At 72.4% G+C, this 11,943-nt stretch carries 14 protein-coding genes; 1 reads left to right on the top strand and 13 read right to left on the bottom strand.

Annotated features, from left to right (window positions below; all coding sequences use genetic code 11):
* Nucleotides 1-415, top strand: a 415-nt coding sequence (locus G6R24_RS12715) for a hypothetical protein (RefSeq protein WP_420840661.1), incomplete at its 5' end; no start/stop codon positions are given.
* Nucleotides 416-2,261: 1,846 nt separating this feature from the next.
* On the opposite strand, the gene G6R24_RS12720 is transcribed toward G6R24_RS12715, so the two are convergent.
* The 13 genes from G6R24_RS12720 to G6R24_RS12780 form a co-directional block, all read right to left on the bottom strand.
* Nucleotides 2,262-2,477 carry a hypothetical protein gene (locus G6R24_RS12720; protein WP_163549464.1) on the bottom strand — a complete coding sequence of 72 codons (216 nt, stop codon included), beginning with the start codon at nt 2,475-2,477 and terminating at the stop codon, nt 2,262-2,264.
* A gap of 227 nt (nt 2,478-2,704) precedes the next feature.
* Nucleotides 2,705-3,025: a pyrophosphohydrolase domain-containing protein gene (locus G6R24_RS12725; protein WP_163549465.1), complete on the bottom strand. Its 321-nt coding sequence runs from the start codon at nt 3,023-3,025 to the stop codon at nt 2,705-2,707.
* On the bottom strand, nt 3,022-3,675 hold the full coding sequence (locus G6R24_RS12730; protein ID WP_163549466.1) for a DUF6197 family protein: 654 nt from the start codon (nt 3,673-3,675) through the stop codon (nt 3,022-3,024). Before G6R24_RS12730 ends, G6R24_RS12725 begins: the two co-directional genes overlap by 4 nt.
* A 91-nt stretch (nt 3,676-3,766) precedes the next feature.
* Entirely contained in the window at nt 3,767-4,096 is a 330-nt protein-coding gene (locus tag G6R24_RS12735) for a hypothetical protein (protein ID WP_163549467.1), read from the bottom strand.
* Nucleotides 4,097-4,259: 163 nt separating this feature from the next.
* On the bottom strand, nt 4,260-4,847 hold the full coding sequence (locus G6R24_RS12740) for an NUDIX domain-containing protein (protein WP_163549468.1): 588 nt from the start codon (nt 4,845-4,847) through the stop codon (nt 4,260-4,262).
* A 25-nt stretch (nt 4,848-4,872) separates the two neighbouring features.
* Entirely contained in the window at nt 4,873-5,052 is a 180-nt protein-coding gene (locus tag G6R24_RS12745; RefSeq protein WP_163549469.1) for a hypothetical protein, read from the bottom strand.
* Nucleotides 5,052-5,402 (bottom strand): hypothetical protein, encoded by a 351-nt coding sequence (locus G6R24_RS12750; protein WP_163549470.1) that lies wholly within the window; start codon nt 5,400-5,402, stop codon nt 5,052-5,054. Before G6R24_RS12750 ends, G6R24_RS12745 begins: the two co-directional genes overlap by 1 nt.
* A 151-nt stretch (nt 5,403-5,553) precedes the next feature.
* The gene (locus G6R24_RS12755; RefSeq protein WP_163549471.1) at nt 5,554-7,584 is read right to left on the bottom strand and encodes a hypothetical protein; all 2,031 of its coding nucleotides are present in this window, start codon (nt 7,582-7,584) and stop codon (nt 5,554-5,556) included.
* 99 nt (nt 7,585-7,683) lie between these two features.
* Nucleotides 7,684-8,031, bottom strand: coding sequence for a hypothetical protein (locus tag G6R24_RS12760; protein ID WP_163549472.1), 348 nt, complete (start codon nt 8,029-8,031; stop codon nt 7,684-7,686).
* Between the two features lie 54 nt (nt 8,032-8,085).
* The gene (locus tag G6R24_RS12765; RefSeq protein ID WP_163549473.1) at nt 8,086-8,382 is read right to left on the bottom strand and encodes a hypothetical protein; all 297 of its coding nucleotides are present in this window, start codon (nt 8,380-8,382) and stop codon (nt 8,086-8,088) included.
* Complete coding sequence (locus G6R24_RS12770; RefSeq protein ID WP_163549474.1) at nt 8,382-10,577, bottom strand: hypothetical protein; 2,196 nt, start codon at nt 10,575-10,577, stop codon at nt 8,382-8,384. Before G6R24_RS12770 ends, G6R24_RS12765 begins: the two co-directional genes overlap by 1 nt.
* Nucleotides 10,574-11,131, bottom strand: a complete 558-nt coding sequence (locus G6R24_RS12775; protein ID WP_163549475.1) for a hypothetical protein — start codon at nt 11,129-11,131, stop codon at nt 10,574-10,576. Before G6R24_RS12775 ends, G6R24_RS12770 begins: the two co-directional genes overlap by 4 nt.
* Nucleotides 11,131-11,817 carry a WhiB family transcriptional regulator gene (locus G6R24_RS12780; protein WP_163549476.1) on the bottom strand — a complete coding sequence of 229 codons (687 nt, stop codon included), beginning with the start codon at nt 11,815-11,817 and terminating at the stop codon, nt 11,131-11,133. Before G6R24_RS12780 ends, G6R24_RS12775 begins: the two co-directional genes overlap by 1 nt.
* Nucleotides 11,818-11,943 lie beyond the last annotated feature (126 nt).

Genomic DNA, 11,943 nt, shown 5'->3' on the forward strand with positions numbered 1-11,943 from the left:
TGCCTACTTCCTGCGGACCGGCGACGCCGACGCGCTGAAGCTCTGGCACGAATACGAACGGGAGACCAAAGGCAAGTCGGTCATCCGGTTCAGCAAGGGCCTCCGCGGCCTGCTCCTGCCCGACGAGCCGGAGGCCTCCGACGAGGACCTGGCCGCCGACGGCGAGGGGGTGGAGGTCGGCCGGCTGGCGAACTGGCTCTACCGCCGCGTCGTCGCCCTCGGCCTGGAGGCCGCGGTGCTGCGGTCGCTGGACACCGGCGGCTTCGCCGCCCTCACCGAGCTGCTCACCGCCTACCACCTCGACACCACCGGCCTCCACGGCCCCACCCAGACGATCAACCCGGAGGTGTCGACTGGAGGTGCGGAGTGTCCCGTGAAGCTGGCCATCGGCGGGGCACTCGAGCCCCGGCGATGAGACGATGGTTTACCATGATCAGGAAAAGTTCATCGACTTGATCGATCGATCGACTTGATCATGGCGTGCAGGTTGACGCCGGGGGCTTTGACGAGAGGCTCATCGTGAAAATTCGGGCAGCAAAGGCCCTGACCGCAGCTGTTGTCATCGGCGGCACCCTGTTCGCGACAGGGGGCACATCGTTCGCCGCGCACGGGCTCCTACCGGTCGGAGCAGCCGTGACAGCCGGCGGCCGAGGCGCAACCGCTGAGGGGGCGGAGAGCGAGGCCACGCTGCGCGCAGAGGATAAGTGTGAGTCGGAGAAGGTGACCACCGGCTCTTACGACACCCACCTCACAAATGGGACCTGGACGTCCACCTACACGGGCAACTGCGCCTCCGCTTCTCCCCGCAGAGGAGGAGACCGCCGATGAAGACCTTGTCAGCGATGACGAGGAGGGGGCCGCGGCCGACCCCATGCAGGAGATCAACTTGAGGGGTGTCGACAACGCCGTTGACTAACACCAACGGCTGATCTTGTTCGGTCGTCTGACGCCCCGCCAGGCCCGTCCTCGGCGGGGCGTTGCCATGTCCCCCGCCGGCCCCAGTGGGGCGAAGAACTGGATGCCAGTGGGGGGATTACGTCGTATTTGTCACTGGTCTAGCTAAGGCCTGTATGCTTCTCCATCAAAAAGACGTAGGTAGTCTGGAGAATAAATGAAGCGGAAAAAGGTATGGCTAGCCTCACCTTCGGCGTATGAGGCCGTGACCTGCGACGATGGCCCCGACGCTCCAAGGACGCAGGTCTCTGACCGGGGGCGGCGAGGCCATGTGTGGCGAACGGGGCTAGCCAGTGTTGTCATTACGGCCTTGGCGTCTACTGGAACTATTGTGATGACCGTAGGCACGGCTGCAGCCCAATCATGTGCTGCACCGCAGGGAAAGGCTTGTGTCCTGGTCAGACTCGAGAGCCATCTAGTCAAGAGCATCAGGGTTGATGGCCAATGCCTATATTTGAAACCGCTACCGTTTGACCAGGAAACTTCTGATCAGCGTTTCGGAAGTAAAGGCGTGATTGGAGTTTCTCCGACTATGCAGCCAACCGTGAGCACATATTTGGCTGTCTCTTATATACATCCCCCCCCCCCCCCCCCCCCCCCCCCCCCCCCCCCCCCCCCCAACGGTCCCAGCGGAGGGCACCGCGGGCGGGTTGGTGGCGAGGCCGATCCGGCTCGGACGGCCCTTGACCTGACTCGGCTCGTAGCTGATCAACCCCCGGGCGGCGAGGCTACGCAACCGCCGGCCGCACTCCTTCGCATCGCCCGCCCCGGTCGCCGTGACCATCCCGGCCACGATCGCGACGTCAGCCACGTACACCTCGTCCCACAACCGCGTCCACGACGCGGTGAGCGCCTGGACCGCGAGCAGGACGGCGTACTCCACCGGGGGCAGCCGAGGACGCATCCCGGCCGCAGCGAGGCTGACCGATCGCCACGTCCGCATCACCTCGGCACCGTCACCCCGATCCCCAGGCGCCCGGCCGTGGAACATCACGCCCTGCGCCGTCGGGCCGGCCGTGTTCGTGCTGGTGCTCACCGCGCACCCCCAAAGGCCACGAGGGTGTCCTGGTACGCGGCGAGCGACCGGTACGACGCGGCATGTGCCAGACGTCGGGGGTGAGCGGTTACACGACCGACCGAAAGGGCCGGGTCGGTGGCCAACACGCGTGGGCGCGTGGCATCGTTGTTGGTGAACACGCCGATTCCTTTGAGCAGGGGTGGGCAACAAGCGGGATCACCCGAGTTGGCGCTCGGGCCCCGCACACACGTAGACGAGGGCCGCACTGTCCGGTGCGGTCCTCGTCGCGTTACGACGCCATCGACGCCTCCTGGGCGGGCTCGCCGTCGGTCAGATCCAGCTCGGGCGGTAGCGCCCGTTCCAAGACCTCCAGCACCCACGGCAGCGCCCGCCGTCCGTCCGCTGCGGCGGCCGCGCGGATCCGCTCCTTGAGCTCGGGCGACATCAGCAGTTCCATCCGCGCGCTGCGGGCGTAGCTGCGTCGGTCCACCTGCTCGTCGGTCAACCGTGCTGGTCGCCGGGCGGCGCGACGCGGGCTGCTGTGGTCCATACGCGATGTCTACCGCACCCACCCCGAAATCCTCCGTATTGCACGTACGGACATGCGAGTGTCGGGCGTGTCTTGTTGTGACATGCCGGGGCCCGGCGTCTCCGTTGGGGAGAGCCGGGCCCGGGGTTGTGATGACGGTGGTGGTGGTCATCTGCCTGTCTGGTGTCGGGGACGGGGGTCGGTCAGCTGGTGGGGGTGTCGCGCCAGCCGCGGGTGACGATCACGCCGGCCTTGGTGGTGATCTGGGCGGGGAGGTCGATGCCGAACGTCCGGGCGGTCACGAAGGCGGTGATGACGACGTCGGCCAGCTCGGCGGCGACCTGGTCGAGGTCGCCGGTACGGCGGGCCAGGCCCAGGTAGCGGCGGGCGGCCTGGACGAACTCGCCGGTCTCCTCGGCGAGCGCGAGGGTCTGGCGGATCCGCGGGTCGCTGCCCGCGAAGGCGTTGTCGAGTGCGGCGCCCAGCTGCTCGGCGAGGGCGACCAGGTCGGTGGGGTCGCTCACCGGCTGGTGCCCGTCAGGACGCCGAGCAGCAGCGCGCGGACGTCGTCGAGGGTGCGCTGGGGATGGTCCTGCCACCTGGCGACGGTGTCGCCGGCGTCGATCTGGGTGGGGTCGTGGCCGAGGGCGGCGGCGAGGGTGTCCTCGGCGGCGAGCAGCGCGTCCAGTGCGCGGGGGTCCTCGGGCTGCTCTTCCGGGTGTGTGTTGGTGGTCAGGCGCAGTGCCCCGGTGATGTCGACCCGGCCGAGTTCGTCTTCGTGTTCGCCTTGGGCCCAGTCGCGCTCGGCGAGGGCCAGGAGCGCGCCGGCGAGCAGCGTGATGTCGGTGACGACCGGCCCGGCTACCCGGTACCGGGGCTGGCCGGTACGCAGATCGGGGCCGAGGGTCTCGACGCCGGGGAGGGAGCCGAGTTCCCAGCGGACCCACTGCTCGGAGTGCTCCAGCGCCCGGGCGGCGACCGGGACGGTGACGCCGGCGGGGGTGTGCAGCGCCAGGACGAGCGTGGTCGCGGCCTGGACATCGGTGAGGGGGGTGGGTTCACCCGGAATGCGGTTCTCCCATATATGGGACACCCGCATTCCGGGTGATGTGCTGGTCGGCGCGGTCGTGTCCGCCGGCCTGGCGGGGGTGCGGATCGGGGCGGGGGCGGTCATGCTGTCGGGGACCTCTCTGCTCTGTTGGGTGGTGAGGGGCCCCGGCGCGGCGAGTGCTGTAGGAGGCATGGGCGCCGCGCCGGGGGCGTACTCAGCTGCTGTGGGCGTAGTCCGTGACGTCCTCGATGTCGGGGACGTCGGCGTGGTCTACCCGTCCCTCGCCGAGCAGCGCGCCGGCGAGGATCGATCCGGCGGGCCGGCCGGCCCGGGCGGTGTCGGCGACGTAGGCGATCTCGACTTGGTCGGGGGTGTACCGGCCGGCGCCGGTGAGCACGGCCGGGTCGGTCAGGGCGGTCACGTGACCGCCGACGAGGGCGATCCATCCGCCGTCGCCGGCGGCCCGGGACTCGGCGGAGGCGATGGCCTCGGCCTCGGTTGCCGGCCGCCAGCGACGCGGCCGGTCGGTGGACAGGGTGTCCACCCCGTACAGCCAGCCGTGGCAGGTCGGCGGCCGGGCGGGTGCGCCGGGTCCAGTCGAGTTCCTGGGCGGCGAGGGCGGTGACGCCGATCGCGCCGGCGGTCAGGGCCACATCCCGAATGATGCGGATCATGATGAGGGTCTCCTGTGGTGGGGTGGGCGGGGGTCAGTGGGTCGGGGTGATGGTGATGACGGCGGTCCAGTGGATCGCCGGGCCGCGGGTGGTGGGGGTGTAGCGGCCGTGGATGCGCCCGGTGTCCTCGACGGTGATCACATGGCTGGCCTGGTCGATGTCGGTGAGGGCGCCCTCGAGGACGTCGAGGATGTCGCCGGGCACGACCGCGGCCTCGATGAGGGCGCTGTGGTCGAACGCGAGGCCCTCGTCGAGGGCCTGCTCGACGGGCACCCAGTGGGCGGCCGCGGCGTCGTCGCCGGCGGTCGGGGTCGGGGTGTCTGCGAGCCAGGTGGTGTACGCCCAGGAGACGTACCGGCCGCGCGGATCGCGGCCCGGGGTGCCGTATACCCCGACCAGGCGCAGGTCGCCGGCGTGCAGCCCGGTCTCCTCCGCGAGTTCCCGGCGGGCGGCGGCCTCCGCCGTCTCACCCGGGTCGAGGTGGCCGCCGGGCAGCGCCCACATGCCGGTGTAGGGCGGCCAGCCGCGGCGGATCAGGAGCACGTGCAACACGCCGCCGGTCTCGGACAGGGCGACGACGTCGGCGGTCAGCCGCGCGGTCTCCCTCGTGGTGTCGGTCATCGTGGTCCTCTCATGGGGTGGCGGGTCAGGTGTCGAGGTCGGTGACGGTGATCGTGTAGCGACGGCCATCGGCGCGGATGATCGTGGTGATGGCCGGGTCGTCCGGGCCGCGCCGCTGCGCGTAGCGGCTGTCGACAACGCCGTCCCAGTCCCGGGCGCGGTCGCCGATGGTGTCGGCGATCTCCCACGCGGTCTCGCTGGCCATCAGTCGAGGTCGAGCTGGCGGGCGCGGCGGTGGTAGCTGGCGGCGGCGAGGATCGCGACGGCGCCGGCGAGGGCGAGCCATGGCCAGCCGGCCCCGGCGACCGCGGCGACGATCAGGCCGACGGTGGCGGCCGCGGCGAGCAGGAACCGGCGGCCGGCGGCCCGCTGGGCGGCCCACGTCTCGGCCTCGTGCCGCTCGGCGGCGGTGAGCCGGACGGGCCGGCGGGGGGTGCGCAGCGGCCACGTCCAGCTGACCGGGCCGAGTCGCAGGATCAGGGCGACGGCGCCGGTGCGGGACCGGCGCAGCCGCAGCGGGCCGATCCGCTGGGAGGCGGTGACTCTCGCCTTCATGATCATCTCTCCTTTCGTTTGGTGACTGTGGGTGAGCTTTGGGTGGGGGGTGTGCGCACGGTGCGCACCGTGCGCACACCGGTTTCCTCGCGCACGGCCGCGCGTTAGGGCGGGTGGCGCACGCCGCGCACGCTCCGCACGCCGCGCACGGCTACCCGCGGGTAGGTGACGCTGCGTGTGCGGCTGCGCTGGTGGGCATCAGGTAGGTGCCTTCGCGGCTGCCTTCCTCGAGGGCGCCCTCGTCGAGCAGCTGGGAGAGCAGGCGGCTCATGACGCTGCGGCTGCGGGCGGCGTGTTCGGGCAGGCCGCGGGCGATGTCTGAGGGCCCGAACTCGGTGCCGGCGGGCCAGGCCCGGATGAGGTCGAGGACGGCCTGGCGGACGACGCCCGGCGCCGCCTTGGGCCTGGGCGGCGGGGGCGCGAACGAGAACGTGCCGAGGGTGGGGACCTCGTCGTCGGGGCCGGGCTGGACGTCGGGGTCCTCGTCGCGCTCGAGGCCGAGGTCGGCCGGGTCGAACAGGACACCGTCGAGGCTGTCGTCGTCGCCGGTGGCCGGGGTGGTGGTGTCGGTCATGGTGGGGGTCCATCCCTCCTGGGGTGTGGTGGTGCTGGTGGTGCCGGGGGCGGGCCAGATCGGCCGGCCCGTCCACACCTCACCGAGCGCGTCGGCGAACAGGTCCGGCATCGGGGTGTGGACGTAGTGGGGGCGCACGAGACGGCCGACGACGGGCGGGTCGGCGTGGTCGGAACGCAGCGGGATCAGGTGGCGCTCCTCGGGGATCCCGGGCAGCGGGGCGTAGAACCGGCCGGGGTGGTTGTTGCCCCACGCCTCGGGGTTCGCGCCGGCGTCGACGAGGTCACCGAGCAGGTAGGCGGCGTCGCCCGACCCGCAGCCGAACTGCATGGGCACGATCTCGGCGCGGGCGCTGGTGGGCATGGCGTCGTAGGTCCACCGCTGCCCGGACAGGATGATGTTGATGCCGAGGCTGCGGACCTGGCGCAGTAGGTCGACGATGACCTGTTTGGTGTCGTCGTCGAGGGCCAGGACCTCCTCGATGACCAGCAGGATCGCGGGAATGCCGCAGCCCGGCGTCCAGTTCGGCAGCCCGCGCTTGCCCAGGTAGCTGGAGATGACCGGCACGAGCCGGTCCCGGATCGCCCGCAGGAGTCGCTTGGCGTCCTTCTTGTCGGTGACGAAGATGTCCAGGAGGTCCTGGACACCGGACCAGGTCTGTTCCTTCTTCACACAGTCGATGACGATCACCAGGGACTCGCGGCGGCACAGCCGATCCCCCGCGATGATCAGCACCGGTCCGCTTTTGCCCGCGCCGTTTTTCCCGCCGATGCCGAGGTGGTAGGCGTTCTGGTCTTCCTCCTCACCGCCGGACAGGGCGGCGAGGACGATTTCGAGGCGCTCGCCGTCCTCGTAGGTGCCGATCGAGTGCGGGTCGGTCGGCAGCCCCCCGACGTGCGTGGGGCCGGTGTACGGGGTCTTCTGACGCAGCATGTCCCGGCGTACGAACGTGACCTCGGCCAGCGATGCGTCGTCGGGGTCGGCCTGGATGCGCACCCCGGACGCGGGAACACCCGCCATCGCCGCGATGACGTCACGGTGGCTGATCGCGTCCTGGACGGTCTGGCCCTCGGCGAGCTCGAGGACGGCGCGGCCGCGATCCTCACCGACCTCGATCGTCTGCATCTGCGAGGCGGGCAGACCGGCCTTGTCCGCCCGGGTCTGCCACCACGAGCGCAGCCGGTCGTCGTCGTCACGGGTGCCGTGCAGCGCGTTGCGTAGGTTCCAGGCGAACGCGGCCGTGGCCCCGCCGAGCAGCCAGATGTCGGTCACCGGCCGGTGCAGCCCGGTGATCGTCGCGACCGTCACCCAGCCCAGCGACAACGCGGTGTTCAGGGACACGTGCACGCGGCCCAGGACGTGGCGGGCGTGGGACACCCGCCACGTCAGCCGGGTCAGCCCCGCCGTCGCCAGGGTCATCCCGGCCGCCGCCCACGGCGCCGTCCCGGTCCCACCCCACAGCAGATGGCAGCTCTCCGCGAGCACGGGCAGGGTGCCCACCGCGATCCACGGCGGGGTGAACCGCACCCAGCCCGCGGCCACGTCCGCCGAGGCGGAGGCCAGCCCCCGCCCGGCCCCGTCCACCGCCTGACCCGGCACCTGCGTCAACGCGCCCGCAGATCCCGATCCCGAGCGCCGGCCTCCACCTTTCCCGCTCACTGTCATCTCCTCTCACTCGCCGTGCGTTCAGGAATGCGCGGGAACCGGTCAGAAGGTGAAGGTCTTCGCGGGCTTCTTGCCAGCCCGCTCGAAACCTTCCGAGTAGTTGACTTTGAACAGTTGGCCGGATTTCACGATCTGGATGGCGGAGAACTGGCTGGCCTCGGCGACGCGGCGCAGGGGGGCGGTGGTCCGCCGGGCCCGCATCCGGCCCTCCACGTCCGCCCAGCCCAGGACCCCGCCGGCCGTGCCGAGGGCGTGGCGCAGCGCCTCCGCCCCGAACTCAATCTCCCGGGACAGGTCCTTGTAAATGGTGCAGGCCTCCCGCAGCCAGGTGTTCACACCCTCGGCGTCATACAGATCGATGTCGGCGAGGGAATCAATACGACCGGACATACATGCCTCCTACATAAGGGTTGGAAAAACAGGGTGGAAACTCAGGGGGGATGGTCAGGAGTCCGGGTCGATCCACAGATCGGCCCGCCGGGCACACCACTCGACCGCGAGGTCGGCGGCGCGCACGACGATGGCCACCGCCAGGGCCAGGCCGGCGAGCACGTGCAGGGCCAGCACCCCGGGCACCGCGGCCAGCCGCCAGCGCCGCGGCGCCGACCGGCGCACCAGGTACACCCACAGCACCGGCGCCGCCGCATGCTCACCCGACACCTCGGTCACCCGCTCGGCGCCCTGGGGCGGCAGCACCGCCCACGTCACACCAGTGACCAGGCCGAGTAGCAGCAGGCCCATCACCGGCCTCCCGCCGTGCCTCCCGACGCCAGCGCACGCGGGCCGGTCGGGGAGGGTGCCGGGAGGATGTCGGCGTCGGCGATGTCGCTGTCGGAGGTGGCGTCGTCGTCGACCGGGGAGAACACGGGAAGGATCATTGGGGTGTCTCCGACGCCTTCCCGGGCGGCGGTCAGGGCGGCCTTCGCGGCGTCGTAGCGCACACCCAGCGCGGTCTGCGCGGCCGAGTAGGTCAGCCGCCGTCCGGTGCGCCTGAGCTGCACGGACTCCAGCACCGCGGCCAGCACGGTCAGCTCGCCGGCGGTGGCCTCACCGGTCCACCCGGACAGCCCGCCGCCCTTCTGCGCGTCCTTCCCGGCGGCCCGGGCGGCGGCGGCCCGGGAAGACTCCCGGGAGAGCGCGGCGTCAAGATCCGTGCGGGTCTGGGAGAGCGCCGCGGTGGTGTCCGCGAGGTCGCGGGAGAGCCGCTCCCCCTCGGCGCGGGCGTCGCCGAGTTCACCCAGCACCGCGGTCTGCGCGGCCCGGGCCCGCCCGCTCTGCTCGGCGGCCTCGGCCAGATCGGCCGCGAGCCGCTCCCCCTCGGCGGCCGTCTCGGCCAGCGCGGCCAGCGCCTGGTCGCGGGCGGCCGCCGCCGTGACGGTCTCCGCCCGCGCCGCCGCCAGCTGGCCGGTGGTCTGCGCCCGCGCCGCTTCCAGCTCGCCGGCGGTCTCGGTCAGCGCCCCGGCGAGCTGGCGGTGGGCGGCCCGGGTCGTCTCCAGCTCGCCGGCGACCCGGTCACGGTCGGCCTCGGCGGCCACACGGTCGTCGTGGGCCTGGCGCAGCGCGTCGTCGGCGGCCTGGCCCTGCGCGGCGAGCCGGGCGACCGCACGCCGGTAGGCCACCGCCGCCTCGGCCAAAAGGATCAGGATGACGGGCGGCACGGAGTGGGACACGACCGCGCCCGGGTCGATGTGCCCGTGCAGCACCGCACCGTGCGCGTCGTGCAGCACCTCGCCATGAGCGCCGTGCAATGGCAGGGGGAACAGGGCGTCCCAGACGTTGAGCGTCCACGTCGACAGCCCGGCGAACCAGCGCAAACCCGCCGCCCACGGCCCAGGCGGAGCACCCGCGGTCGACAGCGCGCTGTCTGCGCGGATCGCCGCGATCAGCGCGATGTCCACGATCGGCGCCAACAGCCACGCCTGCGGATCGCCGGTGCCGTGGTGCACCGCGACGCCGTGCACGTTGACCAGGCTGTACGTGCACACCAGGGCGGTCACCAGCCACAACGCCCGGTCCAACATCACGCCCAGCGGGTGGGCCTGCTCCGGCGTCATCCGCTCGAGCACACCCACCCGCTCCGACACCTCCGACACCGGCGACACCGGGTCGGCCAGCGCGATGCTGGTCATGCCAGCCACCCCCCGCCCAGCAGCACCACCGCGGCGGCCAGCAGCACCACCAGGGCGACGTCGCGGACCGCGGCGGCTCCCCCGGGCCCACCAGCGCCGCGGCCACTCGTCAGGGTCGGCCGGGTCGAGCAGGGCCGTGAGCACGTCAGCGGCGCGGCGGGCCAGGACCGCCTCGCCGACCAGTGCCATCGCATGCCCGCCGGTGCCCGTCCGCCACAGCAGCGTCTCCAGCCAGGCCACATTCACCCCGGCCCGGTCCGGGCCGACCAGGTGCACCAGCAGCCCGGCCACCGCCAGTAGCAGCAACACCGCGGCGGCGTGGAACAGCGCCCAGTCCACGACCAGCGCCAGGCGGCGGCGCCAGAGCGGCGCCGGGTCGGGCTGGGTGGGCTGCGGTGAGCGGTGCCCACCGGCTGCCCACCAGCCGCAGTGCCAGGACTGCGGGGCGCAGCACTCGGGCTGCCGGGACCGCCAGCGCACGTCCCGCGCGTCCAGCCAGCCCCCCACCCGCGTCAGCAGCGTGTCGTGCAGCCAGGTCTCCGCCGCCGTGTCAGTGACGTCGCGGGAGAGCAGCAGCACCGCCGCCCCGCCGTCGAGGGCCGGGGTCACCAGCACCTGGACGGTGGACCCCGTCTCGCTCGGCCCGGACAGGGCCATCGTCTCGATGTCGTGTGAGTCCGGGGCGACCCGCGGCGGCGCCGTGTCGGCCAGACCCAGCGTGTCGGCCAGCACGGCCAGCAGCGACCAGCCGTCGACCCGTCCGGACGTCGTCTCGATCCAGGTCTGCAATGTCGTGTCCTCGGTCATGACGCCACCGGCCTGTCCGCCAGCGGCATCCGGTGTGACACCGGGTCGACCAGCGGCACATACCAGGCCAGATCCGCGCCGATCGCGCTGTCCAGCCGGCCGATGGTGTAGTGCGACCAGGCGGCGGTGCCCTCATCGGCCGGGTCAGCCGACCCGCCTGGCACTGGCCATCCGTCCGCGTCGAGCACCGCGAGCAGCCGCGGCTCGACGGTGTCCTCGTCCAGACGCAGCGCGGCCGCATCCCGGTACGAGCGGCGCACCCGGGCGGTGATCCGCGCCAGCAGCAGCCCCGCCAGATGCCCACGGGCGGCGTCGAGCAGCTCGTCGAGCGTCGGCGCGGCCCGTGCCACGCGCAGCAGTGCCGTCCGGGCCTGGTCGGCCTGCACACCAGCGCCCCGGACCGGGGTGCCGGTGCGCGCCTCGTCCACAGGACCGGCGGCCGCATCCGGCTCCGGCCATACCGCCCGGCCGGTCAGCTGCTCCCGCAGCGCCCGCGCCAGCAGCCCCGCCTGCACGCTGTCCAGCGGAATGTCGTGCTCGGCGCCCAGCGCCATCACGCCACCGCCACGATCGACGGGACGGCGGAGGTAGAGGCGGCGGTGGTCATGCCCTTGCCGCCCCCCGGCATCCCCGCATGCCGCAGATCCACAGCCGGAGAGGAGACGGTGGGGGTGGCGTGCACGGCCGCGGTCTGCACCGCGGCGGCCATCAGCCGGGTCACCGCCCGGTCCATCCCGGGCTGCGGGGCCAGGTAGAGGCCGGCGAGCGCCTCCACCGTGGCGTGGCGGGCGTCCAGGGCGAACGCGGCCAGCTCGCGCAGCTCCGCCTCGGTGGCACCACCGGCGGCGACCGTCAGCGCCAGCGCGCTGACCGTGTCGGCCTCGGTCTCGAGAGCAGCGAGTGCCTCGCGCAGGCCCTCGTCGCCGGCGGCCACCTGGGCCAAGGCGCCGTGCGCGGAGGCGACCAGCTGCCGGTACAGGCCGTAGGCACGGGCGATCGGGTCCCGATCGGCGGCGTCCAGGCCGCTGCGAACCCCGTACGGCTCACCAACACCGTCACGCAGGCAGTCGGGACGGACAGGGCAGCCAGCGCACACCCGGCGCGCCGCCGCAGTCGCGGCGGGGTCGCCCTCCACGGCGTCGTCGTACAGGTCGTACAGGTCACGGCACTGGGCCTGATGGCGCCAGTCCAGGACCGCATGCTCAGTGGTCAGGGGCGAGGTTGGGGCAGGATTGCCCATGGGTTCGTACCTCCCGGGTGCATCGGGGCGTGCGGATCAAGGCCCCCCGACAGGAGGTGAGAGCTCCGTCGGGGGGCCGCCCAGCGGAGGTGAGAGCTCCGTTGGCGGTCTTAGTGCTAGACGAGG

This window comes from Candidatus Frankia nodulisporulans (assembly GCF_902806475.1).
Classification (GTDB): Bacteria; Actinomycetota; Actinomycetes; order Frankiales; family Frankiaceae; genus Frankia; species Frankia umida.